Source organism: Trinickia camelliae, from assembly GCF_053525655.1.
Window position 1 is genome coordinate 218,751 of the sequence record NZ_JBCHAA010000014.1, and the last position, 24,285, is coordinate 243,035.

Annotated in this window: 22 protein-coding genes; 12 read left to right on the forward strand and 10 right to left on the reverse strand. The window is 63.5% G+C overall.

Going from position 1 to position 24,285, the window contains the following annotated elements:
* The first annotated feature begins 6 nt into the window (after nucleotides 1-6).
* From AAHK20_RS23015 to AAHK20_RS23040, 6 genes are all read left to right on the forward strand, one after another.
* Nucleotides 7-1,227, forward strand: coding sequence for a pyridoxal-phosphate-dependent aminotransferase family protein (locus AAHK20_RS23015; RefSeq protein WP_449183804.1), 1,221 nt, complete (start codon nucleotides 7-9; stop codon nucleotides 1,225-1,227).
* A gap of 320 nt (nucleotides 1,228-1,547) precedes the next feature.
* Nucleotides 1,548-2,816 carry an MFS transporter gene (locus AAHK20_RS23020; protein WP_449183805.1) on the forward strand — a complete coding sequence of 423 codons (1,269 nt, stop codon included), beginning with the start codon at nucleotides 1,548-1,550 and terminating at the stop codon, nucleotides 2,814-2,816.
* 46 nt (nucleotides 2,817-2,862) lie between these two features.
* Entirely contained in the window at nucleotides 2,863-5,913 is a 3,051-nt protein-coding gene (locus AAHK20_RS23025; RefSeq protein WP_449183806.1) for an FAD-binding and (Fe-S)-binding domain-containing protein, read from the forward strand.
* Nucleotides 5,914-6,116: 203 nt separating this feature from the next.
* Nucleotides 6,117-6,845 (forward strand): NAD-dependent epimerase/dehydratase family protein, encoded by a 729-nt coding sequence (locus AAHK20_RS23030; RefSeq protein ID WP_449183807.1) that lies wholly within the window; start codon nucleotides 6,117-6,119, stop codon nucleotides 6,843-6,845.
* Nucleotides 6,842-7,297, forward strand: a complete 456-nt coding sequence (locus AAHK20_RS23035; RefSeq protein WP_449183808.1) for a GNAT family N-acetyltransferase — start codon at nucleotides 6,842-6,844, stop codon at nucleotides 7,295-7,297. The genes AAHK20_RS23030 and AAHK20_RS23035 overlap by 4 nt, the downstream gene beginning before the upstream one ends.
* A gap of 26 nt (nucleotides 7,298-7,323) precedes the next feature.
* Entirely contained in the window at nucleotides 7,324-7,992 is a 669-nt protein-coding gene (locus AAHK20_RS23040; protein WP_449183809.1) for an FMN-dependent NADH-azoreductase, read from the forward strand.
* Here the strand turns inward: AAHK20_RS23040 and AAHK20_RS23045 are convergent.
* Together AAHK20_RS23045 and AAHK20_RS23050 are read right to left on the reverse strand one after the other, a co-directional pair.
* On the reverse strand, nucleotides 7,979-9,850 hold the full coding sequence (locus AAHK20_RS23045; RefSeq protein WP_449183810.1) for an ABC transporter ATP-binding protein/permease: 1,872 nt from the start codon (nucleotides 9,848-9,850) through the stop codon (nucleotides 7,979-7,981). The two genes, AAHK20_RS23040 and AAHK20_RS23045, sit on opposite strands and share 14 nt — an antisense overlap.
* Nucleotides 9,851-9,881: 31 nt before the next feature.
* Nucleotides 9,882-10,757: an extracellular solute-binding protein gene (locus AAHK20_RS23050; RefSeq protein WP_449183811.1), complete on the reverse strand. Its 876-nt coding sequence runs from the start codon at nucleotides 10,755-10,757 to the stop codon at nucleotides 9,882-9,884.
* A gap of 299 nt (nucleotides 10,758-11,056) precedes the next feature.
* On the opposite strand from AAHK20_RS23050, the gene AAHK20_RS23055 reads away from it, so the two are divergent.
* The 5 genes from AAHK20_RS23055 (at nucleotide 11,057) to AAHK20_RS23075 (ending at nucleotide 14,681) form a co-directional block, all read left to right on the forward strand.
* Complete coding sequence (locus AAHK20_RS23055; RefSeq protein ID WP_449183812.1) at nucleotides 11,057-11,551, forward strand: molybdopterin-dependent oxidoreductase; 495 nt, start codon at nucleotides 11,057-11,059, stop codon at nucleotides 11,549-11,551.
* 98 nt (nucleotides 11,552-11,649) lie between these two features.
* Nucleotides 11,650-12,177 carry a nitrogen fixation protein NifQ gene (locus AAHK20_RS23060; protein WP_449183813.1) on the forward strand — a complete coding sequence of 176 codons (528 nt, stop codon included), beginning with the start codon at nucleotides 11,650-11,652 and terminating at the stop codon, nucleotides 12,175-12,177.
* A gap of 96 nt (nucleotides 12,178-12,273) precedes the next feature.
* Nucleotides 12,274-12,768, forward strand: coding sequence for a free L-methionine (R)-S-oxide reductase MsrC (locus AAHK20_RS23065; RefSeq protein ID WP_449183814.1), 495 nt, complete (start codon nucleotides 12,274-12,276; stop codon nucleotides 12,766-12,768).
* 66 nt (nucleotides 12,769-12,834) lie between these two features.
* The gene (locus tag AAHK20_RS23070) at nucleotides 12,835-13,437 is read left to right on the forward strand and encodes a TetR/AcrR family transcriptional regulator (protein ID WP_449183815.1); all 603 of its coding nucleotides are present in this window, start codon (nucleotides 12,835-12,837) and stop codon (nucleotides 13,435-13,437) included.
* Nucleotides 13,438-13,523: 86 nt separating this feature from the next.
* Complete coding sequence (locus AAHK20_RS23075) at nucleotides 13,524-14,681, forward strand: iron-containing alcohol dehydrogenase (RefSeq protein WP_449183816.1); 1,158 nt, start codon at nucleotides 13,524-13,526, stop codon at nucleotides 14,679-14,681.
* A 27-nt stretch (nucleotides 14,682-14,708) separates the two neighbouring features.
* On the opposite strand, the gene AAHK20_RS23080 is transcribed toward AAHK20_RS23075, so the two are convergent.
* The 8 genes from AAHK20_RS23080 to AAHK20_RS23115 all read right to left on the reverse strand — a co-directional run bounded on the left by AAHK20_RS23080 (nucleotide 14,709) and on the right by AAHK20_RS23115 (nucleotide 23,311).
* On the reverse strand, nucleotides 14,709-15,377 hold the full coding sequence (locus tag AAHK20_RS23080; RefSeq protein ID WP_449183817.1) for a TetR family transcriptional regulator: 669 nt from the start codon (nucleotides 15,375-15,377) through the stop codon (nucleotides 14,709-14,711).
* 13 nt (nucleotides 15,378-15,390) lie between these two features.
* On the reverse strand, nucleotides 15,391-16,482 hold the full coding sequence (locus tag AAHK20_RS23085) for an NAD(P)/FAD-dependent oxidoreductase (protein WP_449183818.1): 1,092 nt from the start codon (nucleotides 16,480-16,482) through the stop codon (nucleotides 15,391-15,393).
* Between the two features lie 234 nt (nucleotides 16,483-16,716).
* The gene (locus AAHK20_RS23090) at nucleotides 16,717-17,658 is read right to left on the reverse strand and encodes a Gfo/Idh/MocA family protein (protein ID WP_449183819.1); all 942 of its coding nucleotides are present in this window, start codon (nucleotides 17,656-17,658) and stop codon (nucleotides 16,717-16,719) included.
* A gap of 13 nt (nucleotides 17,659-17,671) precedes the next feature.
* Nucleotides 17,672-18,604 (reverse strand): dihydrodipicolinate synthase family protein, encoded by a 933-nt coding sequence (locus AAHK20_RS23095; RefSeq protein ID WP_449183832.1) that lies wholly within the window; start codon nucleotides 18,602-18,604, stop codon nucleotides 17,672-17,674.
* A gap of 41 nt (nucleotides 18,605-18,645) precedes the next feature.
* Nucleotides 18,646-19,734: a galactofuranose ABC transporter, permease protein YjfF gene (gene yjfF / locus AAHK20_RS23100; RefSeq protein ID WP_449183820.1), complete on the reverse strand. Its 1,089-nt coding sequence runs from the start codon at nucleotides 19,732-19,734 to the stop codon at nucleotides 18,646-18,648.
* Nucleotides 19,731-20,768, reverse strand: coding sequence for an ABC transporter permease (locus AAHK20_RS23105; protein WP_449183821.1), 1,038 nt, complete (start codon nucleotides 20,766-20,768; stop codon nucleotides 19,731-19,733). Before AAHK20_RS23105 ends, yjfF begins: the two co-directional genes overlap by 4 nt.
* A complete protein-coding gene (locus tag AAHK20_RS23110; RefSeq protein WP_449183822.1) occupies nucleotides 20,765-22,279 on the reverse strand; it encodes a sugar ABC transporter ATP-binding protein in 1,515 nt (504 codons plus the stop codon). Before AAHK20_RS23110 ends, AAHK20_RS23105 begins: the two co-directional genes overlap by 4 nt.
* Before the next feature lie 66 nt (nucleotides 22,280-22,345).
* On the reverse strand, nucleotides 22,346-23,311 hold the full coding sequence (locus AAHK20_RS23115; protein WP_449183823.1) for an ABC transporter substrate-binding protein: 966 nt from the start codon (nucleotides 23,309-23,311) through the stop codon (nucleotides 22,346-22,348).
* Between the two features lie 406 nt (nucleotides 23,312-23,717).
* On the opposite strand from AAHK20_RS23115, the gene AAHK20_RS23120 reads away from it, so the two are divergent.
* Nucleotides 23,718-24,285: dihydroxy-acid dehydratase domain-containing protein (locus AAHK20_RS23120; protein ID WP_449183824.1), on the forward strand; the 568-nt coding region annotated here is incomplete at its 3' end.

Genomic DNA, 24,285 nt, shown 5'->3' on the forward strand with positions numbered 1-24,285 from the left:
AAGAAGGTGCTGACACTCGATTTCCATCCAGCTGGCCGTCATTTTTTGCAAATTCCGGGTCCGAGCCCGGTGCCCGACCGCATCCTGCGGGCGATGAGCTACCCGACCATCGACCATCGCGGTCCCGAGTTCGGCGCGCTCGGGCTGCAGGTGCTTTCGGGCATCAAGAAGATCTTCAAGACGCAACACCCTGTGGTGATCTATCCGGCATCGGGCACGGGTGCTTGGGAAGCGGCGCTCTCGAACACGCTGAGCCCGGGCGACACCGTTCTCATGTACGAGACCGGGCACTTCGCGACGCTCTGGAAAAAGATGGCGGAGAAGCTCGATCTCAAGCCCGAGTTCCTCGGCTTGCCGGGCATCGAGGGATGGCGGCGTGGCGTCGACGCCGCGCGGATCGAAGCGCGACTACGAGCGGACGCCGCGCACACGATCAAGGCGGTGTGCGTCGTGCACAACGAGACGTCGACTGGCGTCACGTCGAACATCGCGGCGGTGCGGCAAGCGATCGATGCGGCGGGACACCCGGCGCTGCTGTTGGTCGACACGATCTCGGGTCTCGCGTCGGCCGATTACCGGCATGACGAGTGGGGCGTGGACGTGACGGTCTCCGGCTCGCAGAAGGGCCTGATGCTGCCGCCCGGCATCAGCTTCAACGCGCTCTCGCCGAAGGCGATCGAAGCGAGCAAGACAGCGAAGCTGCCGCGCAGCTTCTGGGATTGGAGCGAGATCGTCGAGATGAACAAGACCGGCTATTGGCCGTACACGCCGAACACGAATCTGCTGTATGGGCTCGCGGAATCGATCGAGATGATTCTTGGCGAAGGGCTCGACAACGTGTTCGCGCGTCATCAGCGCCTCGCCGAAGCGTGCCGCCGCGCGGTGCGCGCGTGGGGGCTCGAGATTCAGTGCGTGGATCCCGCGGTTTACAGCCCGGTGCTGACCGGCGTGATGACGCCCGAGGGCATCGATGCGGACGCGGTGCGCAAGACGATCTACGAACGATTCGACATGTCGCTCGGCACGGGTCTCGGCAAGCTGAAGGGGCGCATGTTCCGCATCGGCCATCTCGGCGACTGTAACGACCTTACGTTGATGGCGACGCTGTCCGGCTGCGAGATGGGCTTGAAGATTGCTGGGGTGCCGTTGGCCGCAAGCGGCGTGGTCGCGGCGATGGATTACCTCGGATCGAACGCTGCGAAGCCGAATCTGAAAGCGGCTGCTTAAGCCATGCGAGAGCCGGGGCGTTCGGTTGCCCCGGACGCTCCGGCCGACACGCTAAATCGCTGACTCAGGCCGACTCACTGTGGGCCTGGAGTGGCGCTAAAGCGCCAACTCCCATCGACTCACTGTGGGCTTGGAGTAAGCGCTAAAGCGCTAACTCCAAGCAACCACAGCATGGGGTGGGAGTAGGCGCTAAAGCGCCAAGGCCCACCGACTCGCTGTCGGGCCTGGAGTAAGCGCTGAAGCGCTAACTCCAGACAACCACAGCATGGGATGGGAGTAGGCGCTAAAGCGCCAACTCCCATCGACACCGGAGACAAACGATGAAACGCATTCGTGCGAGCAGTATCGTGTTGTTGATGTTGTGTGTGATGTATTTCATTACGTATCTGGATCGCGTGAACGTCAGCACTGCGGCGGCCGGGTTCGGCAAGGAGTTCAGTCTCTCGAAGACGGAGATCGGGCTCGTCTTCTCCGCGTTTGCGTATCCGTATCTAGTGTTCCAGATCATCGGCGGCTGGGTCAGCGACCGCTTCGGCGCGCGCAAGACGCTGATCTTCTGCGGTGCGCTGTGGGCATCCGCGACGGTGCTGACCGGCTTCGCGGGCGGCCTCGTCTCGCTCTTGGCCGCGCGCGTGCTCCTCGGTTTCGGCGAGGGCGCGACGTTCCCGGCGGCGACTGCGGCGATGTCGCGCTGGGTCGCGAAGGAAAAGCGCGGCTTTGCGCAAGGCATTACACATGCGGCGTCGCGCGTGGGCAATGCGGCGGCGCCCGCGGCAGTTGTCTTCGTGATGGCGACGTATGGATGGCGCGAATCGTTCTATGCCTGCGCGGCGCTGAGCTTCATTTGGGTGGTCGTCTGGGCGATGACGTTCACCGAATACCCGAAGGATCATCCGCGCATCACGCGGCAGGAACTTGCCGTGCTGCCCGCCCCGAAACCGAAGGCGGCGGCCGTGCCTTGGGCCAAGCTCTTCAAGCGCATGGCGCCCGTCACCATCGTCTATTTCTGCTATGGCTGGACGCTGTGGCTTTTCTTGAGCTGGATTCCGCAGTACTTCCTGCACAGCTACCACCTGAATCTGCAAAAGTCGGCGCTGTTCGCCTCGAGCGTGTTCTTCGCCGGCGTACTCGGCGACACGCTCGGCGGCATCGTCACCGACAAGATCCTCACGCGCACCGGCAGCCTGAAGCGCGCACGCAGCTGGATGGTCGCGATCTGCATGATGCTGACGCTGCTGTCGTTGATTCCGCTCTTTCTGTCGCACGACCTGTATGTATCGCTCGCTTCGCTGTCGGCGGGATTCTTCTTCTCGGAGATGACGATCGGGCCGATGTGGGCGATTCCGATGGACATCGCGCCCGAACATTCGGGCACTGCCAGCGGGATGATGAATACGGGCTCGGCGCTTGCAGCGATTCTGTCGCCGGTATTGTCCGGATTCCTGATCGACAAGTTTGGCAGTTGGGAGCTGCCGTTCGTAGGCAGCGCGCTGCTGATGGGCATTGGCGTCGTGCTCGCGTTGCGGATGCAGCCGGAGAGCAAGTTTGCCGTCGAGCCGGCGGGGCCGGTTGGTGAGCTTCACGCGTAGCGGGCTAACGCGCAACTCCTGAACCTTCAGCGCTAGTAGGAGTGTCATGAAACAGCATGTTGCTTCTCTTGTGGCTCAACCGATCAAACTGGTTCCGTCCGCCGCGCGGCATGGCGGAACGCTCGCCGCCAAACTCGCGAACGAACTGCGCGGCGACGTCTACTTCGATGCCGCGAGCCGCGGACGGTATGCCACCGATGCCTCGATCTATCAAATCATGCCGATCGGCGTCGCCGTGCCGCGCGACCAGGCCGATGCGCTCGTCGCGCTGGAAATCGCGCGAGACCTGAAAGTACCGGTTCTCGCGCGCGGGGCCGGTACGAGCCAATGCGGGCAGACGGTCGCCGAGGCGCTCGTCATCGACAACAGCAAATGGCTCAACGCGGTCGTCGATTTCGATGCGGCCGCGCGCACGGTGACAGTCGAGCCGGGGCTCGTGCTCGATCACCTGAACGCATGGCTCAAGCCTCACGGGCTGTGGTTTCCGGTCGATGTTTCGACGGGCGCGCAATGCACGATCGGCGGCATGGCGGGCAACAACTCGTGCGGCTCGCGCTCGATCGAGTACGGCAACATGGTGCACAACGTGCTCTCGATCGATGCGGTGCTCGCGGACGGCTCGCAGCACCGGTTCGGTCCGATGGCCGAGGCGAGCGGCGCGCCGCGCATGCAAGAGATCGTCGCCGCGCTCATGCGCATTGCGACGAGCCACCGGCAGGAAATCGCCGAGAGGATGCCGAAGGTGCTGCGGCGAGTCGCCGGATACAACATCGATCTGTTCGACTGCCAAAATCCAAGGGCCTATACCGATGACGGCTCGGCGAATCTCGCGCACCTGCTCGTCGGCTCGGAGGGCACGCTGGCCTACAGTCGCCAGTTGAAGCTGAAGCTCGCGCCGCTGCCCGCGCACAAAGTGCTTGGTGTCGTGAACTTTCCGACGTTCTACCAGGCGATGAACTTGACGCAGCACATCGTCAAGCTCGGGCCGACGGCGGTCGAACTGGTCGATCGCACGATGATCGATCTCGCGATCGGCAATCCGGCGTTTCGTCCCGTGATCGAAAGCGCGCTGACCGGCGATCCGCAAGCCATCCTGCTCGTGGAATTCGCCGGCGAGGACCGCGATACGCTGCTTGCGCAGCTCGACAGGCTCGCCGAGTTGATGGGTGACCTTGGTATACAAAATTCGGTAGTCAAAATACCGAATGCCGGCGCGCAAAAGGCGCTGTGGGAAGTGCGCAAGGCGGGCCTGAACATCATGATGAGCATGCGCGGTGACGGCAAGCCGGTGTCGTTCATCGAAGATTGCGCAGTGCCGCTCGAGCATCTGGCCGAGTACACGAGCCGCTTGACCGAGGTCTTCCACAAGCACGGCACGGAAGGCACCTGGTATGCGCACGCAAGTGTGGGGACGCTGCACGTGCGGCCGATTCTCGACATGCGTCGCGACGGCGCGCGGAAAATGCGCGCGATTGCCGAAGAGGCGGCCTCGCTCGTGCGCGAATACAAGGGCGCCTATTCGGGCGAGCACGGCGACGGATTGTGTCGCGGCGAATGGGTGGCGTGGCAATACGGTCCGCGCATCAACGAGGCGTTTCGCGAGATCAAGCGGCTCTTCGATCCGGAGAATCGCTTCAACCCGGACAAGATCGTGAACCCGCCGAAGATGGACGATGCCGCGAATTTTCGTTTCGCGCCGGGCTATCGCGAAGCGCCGCTCAAGCCGGCGCTCGACTGGTCCGCATGGAACGTGGAGCGCGATCCTCTGACAGGCGAGGAAAGTCCGCCGGGGACGGGCGGCGACCTGTCGGCGGGGCTCGCGAAAGCGGTCGAGATGTGCAACAACAACGGGCATTGCCGCAAGTTCGACGCGGGCACGATGTGTCCGAGCTATCGCGTGACGAAGGACGAGCAGCATGTCACGCGCGGCCGTGCGAATACGCTGCGGCTCGCCATCTCGGGTCAGCTTGGGCAGGACGGGCTCGCAAGCGCCGAGGTCAAGGACGTGCTCGATCTGTGCGTGTCGTGCAAAGGCTGCAAGCGCGATTGTCCGACCGGCGTCGACATGGCGCGCATCAAGATCGAAGCGCGCGCCGCGTGGACGCGCAAGCACGGCATGCGGCTGCGCGAGAAGATGGTGGCGTTCATGCCGCGCTATGCGCCGCTCGCGAGCCGTTTCGGTGCGGCGATCGGGTTGGCTGAATCCGTGCCGGGTGTGTCGACGCTGGTGAAACGCGCGCTCGGGTTCGCACCGCAACGCTCGTTGCCGCGTTTTGCAAAGCCGTTCTTAAAGAACGCCAAAGCGAACGCGCAAGCGTCACGGCCGTTACGCGAAGACGGCAAGGACGTGCTGCTTTTCGTCGATACGTTCAACAACTACATGGAGCCCGAGAATGCGCGGGCCGCGCAACGGGTGCTCGAAGCCGCCGGCTATACGGTGCACTTGAGCGCAAGCGGCGACGGCAAGCCGCTTTGCTGCGGACGCACGTTCCTCGCGGCGGGACTCGTCGATGAAGCGAAGGCCGAAGCACGCCGCGCGCTGGATACGCTCAAGCCTTTCATCGAACGAGGTGTGCCGGTCGTTGGCCTGGAGCCGTCTTGCCTGCTGTCGCTGCGCGACGAGTTTCTCGGCTATGGATATGGCGGCGAAGCCAGGCGTCTTGCTGACCATGCCTTTCTTTTCGAGGAGTTTCTGGTTCGCGAGCAAAAGGCGGGGCGGCTAGAACTCAATCTGAAGGCGCTCGACACCCATCGGGCTCTCGTGCACGGTCACTGCCATCAAAAAGCGTTCGATGCATTCAGTCCCGTGCAGACCGTGCTCAAGTGGATTCCGGGACTCGATGTCTCGACGGTCGAGTCGTCGTGTTGCGGCATGGCGGGCAGCTTCGGCTACGAGGCCGAGCACTACGCAACTTCGATGGCGATGGGCGAGCTGTCGCTGTTGCCGGCGGTGCGCAAGGCCGATGCTGACGTGCTGATCGTCGCCGACGGAACGAGTTGCCGACATCAGATTCACGACGGGGCGAAGCGGGAGGCCATTCACGCGGCGCGGGTTCTCGAAGCGGCGTTGAAGGAGGAGGTCGCGCAGCGGTCGTGATTCGACGTATCAGCTGAGTGTCCTGGCGGCGATGTGGCGGCTTGTCCGCGACATCGCCGCTTTTTTATGCTTCGCACGGTCTCGGCATCGCTATCCATATCGAGCGATCCGTAGCGCATATCAGAGCTCGAACATAATATTCGAACTCTGATAATATTCGACCTGAACCTGCCGCAAAATCGCGGCGTAAGGAGGTTGAATCGATGAACCGATGTCTGTTTCTCGCCGGCGCCACGGGCGCCATTGGCCGGCGTGTCGCGCCACTTTTCATTGCCGACGGATGGCGCGTGTTCGGCACGACCCGTTCGCAAGCGAAAGCCGCCGAGTTGCGGGCGATGGGTGTGGAGCCTGTCGTCGTTGACGTATTCGATGCGGTAGCGCTTGGCGAAGCGGTGAAGGATGCGCGCCCCGATGTGGTCATGCACCAGCTCACCGACTTGCCGCCCGGCCTCGATCCCGCGCAGATGGAAGCGGCCCTCGTGCGCAACGCGCGCATTCGCGATGAAGGCACGCGCAATCTGATCGACGCCGCCCTTCGCGCAGGCGTCAAGAAACTGGTCGCGCAGAGCATCGCCTTCGCTTACGCCGAAGGTCCGCTGCCGCATCATGAAACCGATCCGCTGAACGTCGATGGGGAAGGACTCTGGGGCGTTTCGGCACGTGCGGTCGCCAGCCTCGAAACGCACGTGCTCGAAGCGCCGCTAGGCGGCATCGTGCTGCGTTATGGGTGGCTCTACGGCCCGGGCACGGGCTTCGATACCGCCACGGGCGCAGGGCCGGTCCACGTCGACGCGGCGGCTTACGCGGCGTATCGCGCCGTCGCGGCGGGCGTACCTGGCATCTACAACATCGCCGAAGACGATGGCGCCCTGTGCAGCGACAAGGCAAAAGAATGGCTCGGCTGGAATGCGGGCTGGAGGGTCGGACAATGACACACGCCATCGAAGCGAAAGCGCACGCGGTCGACATTCGCCACGTCGACACTCCGGAGGAGGTAGCGCTTTGCTACGCGTTGATGCGGCAGTTGCGCCCGCATCTTGCCTCAGAGCGTGAATTTGTCGAACGCTGGCAGCGTCAATCCTCGGACGGCTATCGCTTGCTCGCGATATGGCAAGGCACGCAGCCGGTCGCGCTCGCGGGCTTTCGAGTGCAGGAGAATCTGATTCATGGCCGCTTCTTCTACGTGGACGATCTCGTCACCGACGAATCGCAGCGCGGCGCGGGGCATGGGCAGCTGATGATGGATCGCCTGAAATTCGAGGCGCGCTCGCTCGATTGCGCGAAACTCGTGCTTGATACGGCGCTCGCCAATTCGCTCGGCCAGCGTTTCTATTTCCGCCAGGGGCTGCTCAGCAGGGCTCTGCGTTTCTATTTCGATCTTTGATTGCAAAGGGTAAGAGGGGTAAGAGCATGAGCGTTTTGTTGCATATCAGTACGAGCACGCGCGGTGACGGATCGCATAGCCGCCGGGTCGGGCGTGCGCTCGTCGAAGCATTGCGGCGCGCGGCGGACGTCACCCTAGTCACGCGCGACCTGGCGCGCGAGCCGGTGCCGCACGCGGATGCGGCGTATGTCGACGCGATGCTGATGCCGCAAGCGGAGCGGGGCGCCGACGAGGCCGCGGCGCTTACGCTGTCCGAGACCTTGATCGAGGAACTCGAAGCCGCCGATGCCCTCGTGATCGACACCCCCATGCACAACTTCACGGTGCCTTCGGTGCTCAAGGCGTGGGTGGATCACGTCGTGCGTGTCGGACGCACTTTCAACGTCACGCCGAACGGCAAAGTGGGATTGCTGCGCGATCGTCCGGTGTACGTCGTCATCGCTTGCGGCGGTTCGGTGGCGGCGTCCGCCACGCACGTCGACGCCGATGCGACGACGAGCACCGGCTCGCATCGAGGGCAAACGGATTTCATCACACCGTATCTGCGCTACGTGTTCGCGACGATCGGTATCACCGAAGTGCGCACGCTGCGGTTGGAGGCGTTGCTCCGTTCGGACGAGGAGTTCGCGCACGCCGAAGCGTTCAGCGCGCAATGGATCGCGGCGCAGGCTGCGGAATTCGCTAAGTTGCGCTGACGGTTTTTTCGGGTGCAGTCTCGCGAGCGGCTGCGCCTATCGCCCAGACCGAGACCCCGGCCGGGTCGATATCGAAGCGATGCTGCGTATCGACTTGCCAACGCGGGTTGTCACTCGCGACGTCGAAGCGCACGCCGCCGATTTCGATCCGCACATAGCGCTCGCCACGCCGCAATTCAACGGCCTCGATCGTCCCCGTGTGCTCGCCGTCCGGCGACGCGCAAAGCGCATGCGACGACACGCGCCACATGACGCGCTGCCCGGCGCCGAGCGCATCGTCCGCCAACGGCACCACTAAATCGCGGCCGATTTGCGCCTCACCTTGCGCGCGCACGATGCCTTCGCCGACATTGCTCAAACCGAGCAGGTCGGCCACCCGCATCGTCGCGGGCTTTTCGAAGACGGCTTCGATTGGCCCTGCCTGAAGCAGGCGGCCGTGTTCGATGACGAGCACTTCGTCGGCCAGCAGAGCGGCTTCGTCAGGGTCGTGTGTGACGACGATCGTCACTGCGGCGATCTCGCGCTGCAACGCGCGCAACGACTGCTGCAGACGGCGGCGGCGCGGCGTATCGAGCGCGGCGAACGGCTCGTCGAAGAGCAGCAGCTGGCTGTGCCGCGTGAGCGCACGCGCAAGCGCCACGCGCTGCCGCTGACCGAACGACAGCTCGCGCGGCAGACGCGCGGTGAGCGTCCCGAGCCCGAGGTGCTCGACCCAATAGCGCGCGCCGGCCGTGTCGGCATCGACCGGAAAAGCGAGCTGCTGCGCGACCGTCATATGCGGGAACAGGCCGTAGTCCTGCGGCATGTAGCCGATCTGGCGGCGCTCGGGCGGCAGCGCGCCGAGATCGGTTGCGCCGAGCCGCAGCGTGCCGCTCTCGTTGCGCTCGAGCCCCGCGATCACGCGCAGCGCGAGCGATTTGCCCGAACCCGACGGGCCGATGATCGCGAGCCGGCGCGTCGCGGCGGTGTAGGCGATGTCGAGATCGAACGAACCCAGGCGGCGGGTCAGGCGGAACGCGATCCGCAGATCGTCGGCGGCGGCGCGCGGTGCGCGACCCACTGGCGGCACGGCGTCGTCGCCGTTATCGGCGGGCAGGGTGCCGATGCGCTGACGGCGGGTATAGATCGACAGCGCCGCGCAGACGATCGCGATCACGAGCGTCGGCAACAAGAGCGGCATCATCGCCGGCAGCCCCTGGCCGCCGAACACGACATACGTATAAACCGGCAGCGAATACGGGTGATACGCGACCATCACGGTCGCGCCGAATTCGCCGAACGCACGCAGCCACGCGAGCGCCAGACCGGCGCTGATCGCGGGCCACGCCACCGGCAGCGTGACCCGAAGAAAGCGGCTGCCCGCGTGATGGCCGAGCGTCGCAGCGACGTCCTCCAGCACCGGATCGACGGCGGTGAACGCCGACTTCGCCGCAATGATCAGGAACGGCGCCGCCACGAACGTTTCCGCGAGGACGATGCCCGCGAACGAATCGGTGAGGAGGCCGCCCGTGAGGCGGCCGACGGGGCTATACGGCCCGAGCAGGAACAGCAGCAGCACGCCGCTCGTGAGCGGCGGCAGAGCGAGCGGCAACTGCACGACGAAGCCGAGCAGCGCCACTTTGCGCGAATGGGAGCGCGCGAGGAAATACCCGAGCGGCACGCCGCCCGCGAGAATGATGAGCGAGGCGACGCTCGCGCTTCCCGCCGACACGGCGACCGCGGACCACATCGCCGTCCAGTCGACGCTCGCCCAATCGGCGCTGCCCAATTGCGGCACGCTCGCGACGAACGGCGCGCACAGGTACACGGCGAGCAGTGCGGCGAGCCAGAAGAGAGGGCGGGCGGCGAGTGACTTCATGAGCGGTGACGGCGAGGCGCGAGCAGTGAGCTTAGCGTGCCGCGTCGATCACGGCTTGCACGGACGACGGAATCGCCTCGGTGCTGCCGGTGACGACGGGTTTGACGAGATCGACACCGTGCTCCTGAAGCAGCGCGCGGCCCTTGGCGCTCATCAGGAAGTTGACGAAGCGCGCGGCGCCCGCGGCATTCTGCGCGTCGCCGAGGATCGTCAGCGTGTAGCTCGCCTTCGCTTGCAGTTCAGGCGCCGGACGTAGCGCGGGAATCTTCAGATCCGAGGTCTCGGTCGAGTAGAAGAAGCCCGCGTCGAGCTGACCCGACTGGAGCCGCCCGACGAGCGTTTCCTCAGGCAGGACCTGTGCCGGGTTTTCGGCGTCACCGAGGGTCTTCTGCACCAGGTCGGGCTGGTGATACAGATCAGCAGCCTTGGTCACCATCTCGACCGTGAACGCGCCCTTCGGATCGAGCTTCGGATCGGTGCGGCCGATGCGGATGCCCGGTTCCTGCAGGACCTGATCCCAGCGCTTGGTCTTGAAGTCCGCTGCGAACTTGCTCTTCGCGTTGTAGCCGATCATGAGCGGCGACTCGGCGAAGTTGACGTACCAGCTCACGTGATCGCCGTTGGCCGCGCCCATCAGGGTCGTATTGACCTTCGGGCTCGCGCTGATAAAGACGTCGCCACGACGCAGCTTGCCCTTGATCTCATTGGCGATTTTGTTCGACCCCGCCGCGTAGCCGCGGAATTGCAGGCCCGTTTCCTTTTCGAAGGCGGGGCCAACGCTGCGCTCCATCAGATTGACGAGCGACCCGGCGTACAACACGTTCACCGTGTCCCCCTGTGCGAATGCTGGCGCGGCCGACAGGGCGCCGGCGATGAGCGCGGCGGCGGTGACCAACTTGCGAATCATTGTTTTTCTCCGTGGCGTTATAGAGGACGCAATATTACGCTCGCTCGCGCGTTTTTCGCATGCGTCAGGCGTGCCTTTGACGTGCTGCTGCGACGATCGGCGGCACTTGCCGGGGGCTGGGAAACGCCCGGATTTCGGCGTCGGCGCTGATTCGAAGCCCCAACCCCGCGCTTGGAATACAAGATCCAATATGTTGAATATGGTGTGGCAAGTGCGGCGCCGGCTGATGCATGGAGCGTAATATATGCATCGACATAGCGGTAGCCCGGAATGCCCGCACCGATCAGCAAGGAAGCCCCATGCCGACGACGATGAATGCTGCAATCGCACTAGACGAACCCGCTGTCGAGGTGGCCCTGTCGATAGCGGGGCAAGTTCGCCAGCCGCTTTCGCTCAGTCTCGATGACTTGCGCGAGTTCGAAAGCATCCGTGCCGCGCCGTTCGATTTGCGTTGTTTCACCAGCAAGCGCTTTATCCGCAACGTCGGCGGGTATCGGGGAGCGCGTCTGACGGACGTGATCGAAAAGGCTGGTCTGCTCAACGAGTCGCCGACCGATTTCAAGCGGACGGTATTCATCGCCGCGGCCCACGACGGCTATGCGGTCACGTTCTCGTGGCACGAGTTGTTCAATACGCCGATCGGCGACAGCGTGCTTGTCGCGTACGAATGCGATGGACGGCCGCTTGGTGTCGAAGAGGGGGCGCCGATCCTCTTTTCCGGCTCGGATCGTCATTCCGCGCCGCGCCACGTGAAGCGGCTCGCGCGCATCGTTGCGCGTGTGCTTACGCTGTGACATCCGAGAACGAACCATACCGAGCCTCCGGCAAGTCTGCGCCGAGCTTTGGGGATGACGCCGTTGCAAGCGTTTGTGCGGCACGCATTGCCGCTTTGATGTCGAACGCGACGGACGCGAATTCACCGGACACGCTTCTTTTTGCCAAGCTGATCGCGGCGCGCGAAGTTCACCACGAGACGGCGCTGCTGGGTCTCTCGCCGAACCAACTGCACGCACTGTTCGCTCGGCACTTCGCGGCGGAACCGGTGCCGTTCGACCGCGTCGTTGCCGTGATTGACGCCGCCGCCCCAATCGACTTCGTGGGCGCGCTGCGCGCACTGTTGCTGAAGGATGCCAGCTCGGCCGTCGACATCGGCGATGCGCAGTGCCTGGCTTCGATCATCGCCTATGCCTGTCTGCGCCCCGATCACCTCTGGCGAGACCTCGGCCTGGCCGGGCGCAACGACGTCACCTTCATGCTCGAACGCTATTTTCCGGCGCTCGTCGCGCGCAATGTCGCGAACCTGCGGTGGAAGAAGTTTCTCGCCCAGGAACTCGCGTTGTCGCAGGGGCGGGAACCGGGGCCGGCGCCAGGCTGCCCGGGTTGCGAAGACTACGGGCATTGCTTTCCGCACACGTCGTGATTGGCATTCGCTCGGGTTCAGCACGGCGCCTCAAGCTGCCGTAAACTGCGGCTCTTCCATTGCCGCCGTTTATTTCTTTCTTTGCAGGCACTCCGCATGTTTTCCGCATCTGTCGATTCCCAATTGCCCAAGGCCGAGCTGTACCAGGAATTGGCCGCCCAGGCCCGCGCGCTCATCGGCGGCGAACCCAGCCGGATCGCTAACGCCGCGAACTTTTCGGCGCTCGTGTTCAATGCGCTGCCCGACCTCAACTGGGCCGGCTTCTACTTCTTCGACGACAACGAACTCGTCGTCGGTCCGTTTCAAGGCAAGCCGGCTTGCGTGCGCATCGCGCTGGGCAAGGGCGTCTGCGGAACGGCCGCGCAAACGCGCCTCACTCAGGTCGTGCGCGACGTGCATCAGTTCGAGGGCCACATCGCTTGCGATTCCGCGTCGCAATCCGAGATCGTCGTGCCGCTCGTCGCCGCCGACGGCAAGCTGATCGGCGTCTGGGACGTCGACAGCCCGCTCGTCGCGCGTTTCGACGACGAAGACGCCAAGGGGATGGAAGCGCTGTGCCAAGTCTTCGTCGAAGCGGGCTGGTCGGCCTGACTGACGTGGTGCGGCGCAATATTGCTTCTAGACGACCGGTCTAATTTTCGGTTATCATCCGCTTCCATGAAATCCGCGAACGCCGCTGAAATGCGGCAGCACATCCTCGATACCGCCCGGCCGATCATGCTCGGCAAGGGCTTTTCGGCTGTCGGCTTGAACGAGATCCTGTCGGCCGCCGGGATTCCGAAGGGCTCGTTCTATCACTACTTCGAATCGAAGGAAGCGTTCGGCGCGGCCCTGCTGGAAAGCTATTTCAGCCCCTATCTCGAGCGCATGGACGATCTGTTCGCGGGTCCGGCCGGCACCGCCGCCGAGCGGCTGATGCGCTACTGGGACGATTGGCGCAACGACCAGGAAAGCGACGATGTCGCGTGCAAATGCCTTGTCGTCAAGCTCGGCGCGGAAGTGTGCGATCTGTCGGAGCCGATGCGCGCGGTACTGCAGGAGGGTACTGAGCGGATCGTCGCGCGGATTGCGAGCTGCATCGAAGCGGGCGTGGCCGATGGCTCGCTGAAAGATTTCGACGACCCGCATCGCACCGCCGCGTCGCTTTACGAACTGTGGCTCGGCGCCACGCTTCTGGACAAGATCGGCTACAACCGGCAGCCGCTCGACGCCGCCATGGCCGCGACGCGCATTATCCTTAACCTTCCCGAATCGCTGTAAACAACGAGGCAGGCGTACCTGCCCGCGAGACATCATTTTTTGCCACAAAGACTAGACGACCGGTCTAATTGATGGAGAAATACCAGATGCAGAATTTTGAATACCACAACCCCACCCGCATCGTTTTCGGCCAAGGCGCGATCGCGCGCGTGAACGACCTCGTGCCGGCCACGGCCCGCGTGCTCGTCCTGTACGGCGGCACGAGCGCGAAGAAGAACGGCACGCTTGACGAGGTCAAGGCAGCCCTCGGCGCGCGTGAAGTCTACGAGTTCGGCGGCATCGAGCCGAATCCGACCTTCGAGACGTTGATGGAAGCGGTCGCGGTCGTGCGTCGCGAGAAGCTCGACTACCTGCTGGCGGTAGGCGGCGGCTCGGTGATCGACGGCACGAAGTTCGTAGCCGCCGCGGTCCATTTCGAAGGCGACCCCTGGACCATCCTCGAAACGCACGGTGCGAACGTCACCGGCGCGATGCCGTTCGGCTCCGTGCTGACGCTGCCCGCGACAGGCTCCGAAATGAATAACGGCGCCGTGGTGACGAGAAGGGCGACGCAAGCGAAACTGGCGTTTCGCCATGAGTCGGTGTTCCCGCAGTTCTCGGTTCTCGATCCGGCCAAGACCTACACGTTGCCCGCGCGGCAGATCGCAAACGGCGTGGTCGACGCGTTCACGCACATCGTCGAGCAATACCTGACCTATCCGGCGAACGGCTTTGCGCAGGACCGCTTTGCCGAAGGGCTGCTGCAGACGCTGATCGAAATCGGTCCAAAGGCGCTGGCCCATCCGCACGACTACGCTATCCGCTCGAATTTGATGTGGGTGGCGACGCTTGCGCTGAACGGGCTGATCGGCGCCGGCGTGCCGCACGACTGGGCGACGCACATGGTCGGTCACGAGCTGACCGCGCGTTACGACATCGATCACGCGCGCACGCTTGCGATCGTGCTGCCGTCGATGCTCCAAGTGCGCCGCGACAGCAAGCGCGCGAAGCTCCTGCAATACGCCGAGCGCGTTTGGCAGATCACGTCGGGCGATGACGATGCGCGCATCGACGCAGCGATTGCCCGCACGCGCGCGTTCTTCGAAAGCCTCGACGTGAAGACGCGCCTTGCCGACTACAAGATCGGCGCGGACGCGATCGACGGCCTCGTTGCGCAATTGGAGGCGCATGGCATGACGCAGCTCGGCGAGCACCAGGACGTCACGCTCGACGTGAGCCGGCGCGTGCTCGAAGCGAGTCTCTAAGATGGGTCGTAGGCCACCGCCGGTGGCCTACGTTGCAGACGGATGCGCGAGAACCGCTTTCAGCACGGTCTCGCGCATCACTTCTTTCCAGTGCGCGAGCGCGGCCTTGTCCATCATCGCCTCGCCGAGAAACGCGCCAAGCGTGTGTTGGTTCGAGACATAGAAATAGCCGAGTGAGGCGATGGTCACGTATAGGTCGCGCGCCATGACGCCCTGACGGAATGTGCCTTGCTGCGCGCCGGCGTCGACGAGCCCTTGCAAGAGGTCGAGCGTGTGCCCCGCGATCTCGCGCAGCTTCAACGACTTTTTCGCGTGCCTGCCTTGATGCAGGTTCTCGCTCGCGAGCAGCGTGACGAACTCGGGATGATCGAGAAAGTATTGCCAGAAGAATTCGACGATCTGCGACAGGCCTCGCACCGGATCGTCGTAATCGAGTTCAAGCCGGCTCTCGGCCTCCTTGAACTGCGCGTAGATCGTCTCCAGCACTTCGATGAACAACTGCTCCTTGTTGCCGAAGTAGTAGTAGATCATGCGGTCATGCGAGCGGGCCGCCTTCGAGATGCTCTCGATCCGGCCGCTCGCATAGCCCTGCTTGGCGAACACGCGAATCGCCGCCCTGAGAATTTTCGCGCGCGTGTCCTGCGCCTGTTTTGCGCGAACGCCTGGGGTTCCCGGCTTGCGGGCGGCGGTGCTCATCGTCGGCCTCGTTTCAATCGAACACGGGCGATTCGACACCGAGCACTTTGTGCAGCCTGGTGCTGGTGGTCGTGTACTGCATGTGGATCTTCTTCTCCGGGAACACGTAGGGCGCCGCGCCGAACGCGGCGAGCGCCGCTTCGTGAAAGCCCGACAGAATCAGCTTCTTCTTGCCAGGATAGGTGTTGATATCGCCGACCGCGAAGATGCCCGGAATATTGGTCTCGAACTTCTCGGTATCGACCTTGATCTGGCGGCGCTCGACTTCGAGCCCCCAGTTGGCGAGCGGGCCAAGCTGCGGCGAAAGGCCAAAAAACACGAGCAGGTGATCGAGTTCAAGCGTGCGCGTCACACCGTCGCCGCCCGTTACTTTGATTTTGTGCAACGTCTCGTTGCGATCCTCGAAGCCGGTCACTTGGCCGGTCAGGCACTGCATGCGCATGTCGTCGCAAAGCGCGCGCATCTTCGCAACCGACGCGGGCGCCGCGCGGAATTCGTCGCGCCGATGCACGAGGATCACGCTCTGCGCGATGTCGACGAGATTGAGCGCCCAGTCGAGCGCGGAATCGCCGCCGCCGCAGATCACAATGTCTTTGTCGCGGAACATTTCCGGCTCGCGCACGCGATAGAAGAGCTGCCTACCTTGGTGCTTGTCGATGCCGGTGACTTTCAGCGTGCGCGGCTGGAACGAGCCGACGCCCGCTGCGATGAAAATGGTCTTCGTAATGAATTCCGTGCCCTTGCTCGTACGCACGAAGAAGCGTTGGTCGGCAAGGCGTTCGATGAATTGCACTTCCTGTCCGAGATGGAACGTCGCGCCGAATGGCTCGATCTGCTTCATCAGGTTGTCGGCGAGTTGCTGGCCTGTGCATACCGGCACGGCGGGAATGTCGTAGATCGGTTTGTCCGGATACAGCTCGACGCACTGGCCGCCGACGACGGGCAGCGAATCGACCACGTGGGCCTTGATTTCGAGCAGGCCGAGTTCAAAGACTTGGAACAAGCCGACCGGCCCGGCGCCGACGATCAATGCGTCGGTTTCGATGGGCGTTTGCGGTTCGGCGGCGGTTTGGGGTTGGGCCGTGCGGTCGGCGACGTCGCTCATGAGTGTTGGCTCCTGGTTTTGATGTAGTAAATACTAAACTTTTATTAAGCGAACGCAACATTAATGAGTAAGAGGACTTGCTCTACATCAAGCGAAAGGCCTTAAAAATAGGGATGTTTTGGTCGATATCAGCGGTTGCCCAGGTATAGACAGACTGGTATTGAAAAGAAAAAGCGGACCGATCGGTCCGCTTTCGTTTGCAACGGATGGCGCTGCCGCGCGCCGCCGCGATTGTCAGTCTTCGAATGGCTCGATGACACGCCGATGCCCGAGCAGGAACGCATCGGCGACATGCCGGAACGGGCGCACGTCGACGTCTTGCGCGCCGTGATCGATCAGCCAGCGGAAGCGCTCGTAGAGGCCCGGATACTCGCGCTCCGGTCCCACATTCATCGCCGCCCCGGCGATCTGCAGGCGCTTGCCGCCCTCGGAGAGCTGCAGCGCGCCGTCGTCGGTCAGCACGTCGATTTCCCACTGTTCGACCGGGCCGTGGCGCCAATCGAGGTCGACGTAGACCGGCACGCCGCGCTCATCGGCGAATTCGAGTTCCGCTGCGATCGGCGTTTGCACATTGGACGGCACCGACAGCAGAGCCGAGCGCAGCACGATCTCGCGCGGCAGGATGCGCGTCACGATCGACAGCGCGTTGATGCCGGGATCGAAGACGCCAAGGCCGCCCGGTTCCCAGATCCATGCCTGACCAGGGTGCCAGCGCCGCACGTCTTCCTTCCAGCGCACTTCGACCGAGCGGATCGTACGGTCGGCGAGCCAGTGACGCGCCGTTTCCACTGCGGGGGCATAGCGCGAATGCCATGTCGCGAAGAGCGTGCGGCCCGCGTCGACTGCCATCGCGCGCAGCACTTCAACTTCGTTGAGACTCACGCCGGGCGGCTTTTCGAGCATCACGTGCTTGCCTGCTGCCAGCGCGGCGCGCGCCTGCTCGTAGCGCACTTGCGGCGTTGCGCACAGGGACACGGCGTCGAGCGACGGTTCTTCCGCCAGCAGCGCGTCGATGTCCGCATAGTTGCGCACGCCGTCGACTTTTGCGTTGCGGCTCGCGCAAGCAGTCAGTTGGAAGCCGTGGCTGGCGGCAATGGCAGGCAAGTGCTGGTCGCGCGCAATCTTGCCGACGCCGACAATCGCAATTGAGAGTTTCGTGTTCAGATTGGTATTCATCGTGAAGTAAAGGTTATTGACGTCCCCAGCGCAGCGCGAGCGGATTCGCTTCGCGCGCGAGTTCGAGCAACTCCGTGCGCGTCGTGAGCGGCAACGGTTCGAGCGGATGACGCACCGTGTCGCTGCGAATCACGCCGCCTTCCATCATCACGGCCTTGGTCGCGCGCAGGCCGCACTGGCGGTTTTCGTAGTGGATGAGCGGCAGGATGCGTGCATAGCCGGCGCGAGCTTCGTCGCGGCGTCCTGCGCGATGCGCGTCGATCACCGGGCGAATCAGGTCGGGCAGCAGGGCGCTTGGCATCGTGCCGGTCGCGCCCGCATCGAGATCGGGCAGCAGCGTGATCGCTTCTTCGCCGTCGAATGGGCCTTCGATCGTGTCGCCGCCTGCCGCGATCAGCGCGCGCAGCTTGGCGGCGGCTTGCGGCATTTCGATTTTGTAGTAACGCACGAGCGGCAACTCGCGTGCAAGCCGCGCGAGAAACGCCACGCTCAAGGCAACGCCGGAGAGCGGCGCGTCCTGCACCATCACGGGTACGCCGGCCGCATCCGCGACGCGCGCGAAGTGCTCGAACATCGCGTTCTCGTCGACCTTGAGCGTCGCGCCGTGATAAGGCGGCATCAGCATGACGAGGCTCGCGCCGGCGGCCGCCGCGCGCTTGGCACGCTCACTCGCGATGCGCGTGCTGAAATGACTGCATGTGACCATCACCGGTACGCGGCCGGCCGCATGGGAAAGGCACAGCTCGACGAGCGTGTCGCGCTCGGCGTCCGTCAGCAGGAACTGTTCCGAGTAGTTGGCGAGAATGCAGATGCCGTCGACTTGCTGGTCGACCATGCAATCGATCACGCGCCGCTGGCTCTCCAGATCGAGCTCGCCGGACTCGAAAAACGGCGTGGGCGCGACCGGGAAGACACCGGAAAACTTGCCGCGAGACGTAACCACGATTCCAACTCCAATTCGTTTGACCGGCGCTTGCAATACGGCGCTCAGCTTCGCGGGGCCATCGCGGCGAAATCGACTTTGTCGCCCGCGTCGGGAGTCGGCCGGCGCGGCTCGGCATGCGTCTTCACTTCGGCGCCGAGCCCTGTGCCGTTCGATTTGCGGCGCGCCGCGTGCCGTTCGATCACGCGCTGCAGCAGGCAGAACACGCACAGCAAAGCGCCGATCACAATTCGCGTCCACCACGAACTGAGCGTGCCGTCGAAGGTGATCAGGGTTTGGATCGTGCCGAGAATGCCGACGCCGAACACCGACCCGATCACATAGCCTACGCCGCCCGTGAGCAAGGTGCCACCGATCACGGTGGCCGCGATCGCGTCGAGCTCCATGCCTTGCCCTTGGAGGCCGTAGCCCGACAACACGTAAAGCGTGAACACCACGCCGCCAAGCGCCGAACAGAAGCCGCTCAGCGCATACACGCCGATCTTCGTGCGCGCGACCGGCAACCCCATCAAGAGCGCCGAGCGCTCGTTGCCGCCGACCGCATACACGTTGCGCCCGAAGCGCGTGAAATGGGCGACGTAGATCGCGACCGCGAGCGTCGCGAGTGCGATTAGCGCGCCCGTATTCAGCGAGCCGCCGCCGATCTGCACGCTGAACGCCGAGAGCGCATGAAAGGTCGGTTCGTTGATCGTGATCGATTGCGTCGTGATCAGGAAGCACGCGCCGCGCGCGAGGAACATGCCGGCGAGCGTGACGATGAACGGTTGCAGCCGGAAGAAATGGATCAGCGCCCCCATCGCCGCGCCGTATAGCGCGCCGAACAGCAGCACAGGCGGGAGCACGGCCCATACCGGCCAATGGAAACGCTCGGCGAGCACCGCGCAGAAGATCGTTGTGAGCGCAACGACCGCGCCGACCGACAGATCGATCCCGCCCGACACGATCACGAACGTCATGCCGATCGCGACGATCAACAGGAACGCGTTGTCGACGAGAAGGCCGAACAGCACCTGCAACGAGAAGAATCCGGTGTACATCACCGAGCCGAAACCGAAGAGCGCGATAAACAGCGCCACGGTGACGACGATCGGCAGCGTGCGGGGATCGACCAGGCGGCCCATGATGTTTTTCATTTTGCGCTCCCCGTAAGCGGCCTAGTCGCGCCATGGCCGATGGCGCGCAGCAGATATCGCGCGAAGAGTGCGCGCGCGCTCGCTGATTGAATCACGCTGACGAGCAGCACGACCACCGCTTTGACGACGAGCGTCGCTTCCGGCGGCACGCCGATCGAGTAGGTCGTGTAAGTGAGCGTCTGGATGATGAGCGCGCCGACGACAGTACCCGCGAGGCTGAAGCGCCCGCCGAGCAGCGACGTGCCGCCGAGCGTCACCGCGAGGATCGCATCGAGCTCGAGCAGCAGGCCTGCGTTGTTGCCGTCTGCGCTGCGCACGTTCGAGCTGGCGATGATGCCCGCAATCGCCGCGGTGAGCCCCGAGAAAACGTAGACGCTGAAGACGATCGCGTTCGAGCGCAAGCCGACGAGACGCGTCGCAACCGGATTGATCCCGATCGAGCGGATAAAGAGCCCGAGGGCCGTGCGGCTCATCAGCAATGCCGTGACGGCCACGGCGCCCATCGCGATCCAGACGGAGCAGGGCACGCCGGCCAGATAGCCGTCGCCGAGCACGAGATAGCCATGCGAGCCGATCGGGATGATCTGGCCGCCTGTGAGCAACTGCGCGACGCCGCGGCCGGCCACCATCAGGATCAGCGTGGCGATGATCGGCTGCATGCCGACGAACGCGACCAGGAGCCCGTTCCACATGCCGGCGAGCACGCCGACGCCGAGCGCGGCGAGCACCGCTCCCCCGACCTGCGACGGATCGGCGGCAAGCACGGTTGCCGCGGCGGCTCCCGCGATCGCCACGATCGCGCCGACCGAAATATCGATGCCTTTCGTCGCGATCACGAGCGTCATGCCGAGCGAGACGATCACGAGCGGCGCGGCGCGGTTCAGGATATCGATAGGCGCGCCGAACAGATGTCCTTCGAGGATCGAAATCGCCAGGAAATTCGAACGATGCGCGAGATCGAGCAGGATCAGCAACACGAGCGTAATCACGGGCCAAAACAGCGAATGCCGGAACATCGCCTTGAGCAAACTCATTCAGTGTCTCCCGCAATCAACCGATAGACCTGGTCCTCCGACAACGCATTGCCCGCGACTTCCGCCACCTTGCGGCGATCGCGCAGCACCGCGATCCGGTGGCTCACGCGCACGACCTCGCTGACCTCCGATGAGATGAACAGAATCGCGAGTCCCTTCGCGCACAATGCGAGCACACGGTCCATGATTTCGAATTTTGCGCCGACGTCGATGCCGCGCGTCGGCTCGTCGAGGATCAGCATTTTCGGCTCCGTCGCGAGCCAGCGCGCGAGCAGCACCTTTTGCTGATTGCCGCCGGAGAGCAGGCCGATCGGTTGCTCGGCGTCGCTCGCCTTGATGCCGAGCTGGCGGATGTACTCGTCGGCGATCGCGCGCTCTTTCGCGCGGCCGAGCACGCGCCACCAACCGCGTCGCGCCTGCAGCGCAAGAATGATGTTCTCGCGAATCGAGAGCGCCGCAATGATGCCTTCCTTCTTGCGGTCTTCCGGGCAGTAGCCGATGCCTTGATGCACCGCGTCGCGCGGCGAGCCGAGCTTCACCGGCTTGCCCGCGACGTTCACCGTGCCCGTATCGGCGCGCTCGGCGCCGAACAAGAGGCGTGCGGTTTCCGTGCGTCCCGAGCCCAGCAAGCCGGCCAGGCCGAGAATCTGCCCCGGCTGCACGTCGATATCGACGGGACTCATGAGCCCGCGCCGGCCGACGCCGCGCATCTCGACGAACGGCGGCGCCTCGCTCTTGGAAACGGGCGCTTCGGTCGCGGCGTGCTTGAGACGCTCGCTCATCCGCTCGTGTCCGACCATCTTCGAGACGAGCCGTTCGACGGGCAAATCCTTCGCCAGGTATTCGCCTTCGCGCTCGCCGTTGCGCATCACCGTGATGCGGTCGGAGATCGCGTAGGTCTGTTCGAGAAAGTGCGTGACGAAGAGAATCGCGTAGCCCGATTGCTTGAGCTTGCGCAGCACGTCGAAGAGGCGGGCGACTTCGCTGTCGTCGAGGCTCGAGGTCGGCTCGTCGAGAATCAGCACGCGCGCATCGACCGACACCGCGCGCGCAATCGCCACCATCTGCTGCACGGCGATCGGATACGCGTCGAGCGATTTGGTCACGTCGAGCGACACGTTGAGCTCGGCGAGCGCGGCTTCGGTGCGCGCGTGGATCGTCTTCCAGTCGATCATCCCGCGCCGCTTCGGCTGACGGCCGGCGAACACGTTCTCGGCGACCGACAGGTTCGGGCACAGATTGATCTCTTGATACAGCGTCTGGATGCCGGCCGCTTCGGCTTCGAGCGGCGTGGCGAATTGCACGGGCAGGCCGCTTAATCGCACCTCGCCCGCATCGTGCGCATGCACGCCGGTCAGCACGTTGATCAGCGTCGATTTGCCCGCGCCGTTCTGACCCATCAAGGTGTGGATTTCACCGGGAAAGAGCCGAAAATCGACGCTCTTCAGCGCGTTGACACCCGGAAACGATTTGGTGATGCCGATGGCTTCGAGAATAGGCGCGTCAGTCATAGGCTTGGCAAAAAAGAGTCGCGGGCCGGCACGCCGCTAGAACGAGCCGGACCCGCGAGAAGCGCCTCAATACTTGCGTTGCGGCAGGATCTGCGCCGCGACATTCATCGGAAACACCGTTTCGTTGGTCACGATGCGCTTAGGCAGTTGCTTGCCCGCGACGACGTCCTTCACGGCCGTCATCAACTGCGGCCCGAGCAACGGGCTGCATTCGACGTCCACGTTGATCTTGCCTGCGATCATCGCTTCGAAGCCGCCCTTGGTCGCATCGAACGAGACGACGCTCACGTCCGTGCCCGGCTTCATGCCGGCTTCTTCCATGGCCTGGATCGCACCGAGCGCCATGTCGTCGTTGTGCGCGTAGACGACGTTGATTTGCTTGCCGTAGGTCTTCGCAAACGCTTCCATCACCTGCTTGCCGCCGGCGAGCGTGAAGTCGCCGCTTTGCGACGCGATGATCTTGAACTTCGGATCGTTCTTGATGATCTCCATCAGACCCGAGTGGCGGTCATTGGCCGGGGCGGAGCCGACCGTGCCTTGCAGCTCGGCGATATTGATCGGGCCCGGGTTGTTCTTGTAGTGCTCTTCGAGCCAACGGCCGGCGCGGCGGCCTTCTTCGAGGAAGTCGGAGCCGATCATCGTGACGTAGAGCGACTGGTCCTTCACGTCGATCGAGCGGTCGGTGAGGATCACAGGAATGTGCGCGTTCTTCGCTTCGGTCAGCACCGGCTCCCAGCCCGATTCGACCACCGGCGAAAATGCGATCACGTCGACCTTCTGCGCGATATACGAGCGGATCGCCTTGATCTGGTTTTCCTGCTTTTGCTGCGCGTCGGAGAACTTCAGGTTGATGCCGGCGTCTTTCGCAGCCTGCTTGACCGACACCGTGTTGGCCGTACGCCATGCGCTTTCCGCGCCGACTTGAGCGAAGCCAAGCGTAATCTGCTTCTCTTGTGCATAGCTGCCGAGGGCAACGAGCGCGAGCGCCGACCCGATGAGCGCGCGAAGCGCCAGGCGTCTGATGTGTTCCATTTCCGTCTCCGATTTTTTGGGTTTATTTCGGCGCGGTATTACTGGGTCCGGCATCAACGGTAGAGCAATGTGATGACGAACGAGAGCGCCATTTTCACAACAAGCCCTTTGGGCGAATGCTTTTCCGGACGCATGCTTCCCGAACGCTATGAGACGCATGAATAGACATACTATATGCATCGACTCGATCGGTTTCGACTAGCGTTTTCCCTAGCTTGAGATCAGGAATAGTCATGCTATTCCTGTTATATAAGCCGTGTTCGATTCCTCTAAATAGCGGGATTTCGCTGAAATTGCATGAATCGAGGCGCTAGGCGCTGATTGGAAAGTTTGGCTAGAATGAACTGTCTACCCTTCAAGGGTTTAATTAATAGTCTTACTATAAAGAGCCAGTCGAAACGAAAACATGACCGACAAATCTCGCAAGCTTCGCTCCGCCCAATGGTTCGGCAACGCCGATAAAAACGGCTTCATGTACCGCAGCTGGATGAAAAACCAGGGCATCCCCGATCACGCGTTCGATGGGCGTCCGATCATCGGCATCTGCAATACGTGGTCCGAGCTCACGCCGTGCAACGCGCACTTTCGCAAGCTCGCCGAGCACGTGAAGCGTGGGGTGTTCGAGGCGGGCGGCTATCCCGTGGAGTTCCCGGTGTTCTCGAACGGCGAGTCGAACCTGCGGCCGACCGCGATGTTCACGCGCAATCTCGCGAGCATGGATGTCGAGGAGTCGATTCGCGGCAATCCGATCGATGCGGTCGTGCTGCTCGTGGGCTGCGACAAGACCACGCCGGCGCTGTTGATGGGCGCGGCCAGTTGCGACGTGCCCGCGATCGTGGTGTCGGGCGGGCCGATGCTCAACGGCAAGCATCAGGGGCGCGATATCGGCTCGGGCACGGTCGTGTGGCAACTGAGCGAACAAGTGAAGGCGGGCAAGATCACGCTGCACGAGTTCATGTCGGCGGAGGCGGGCA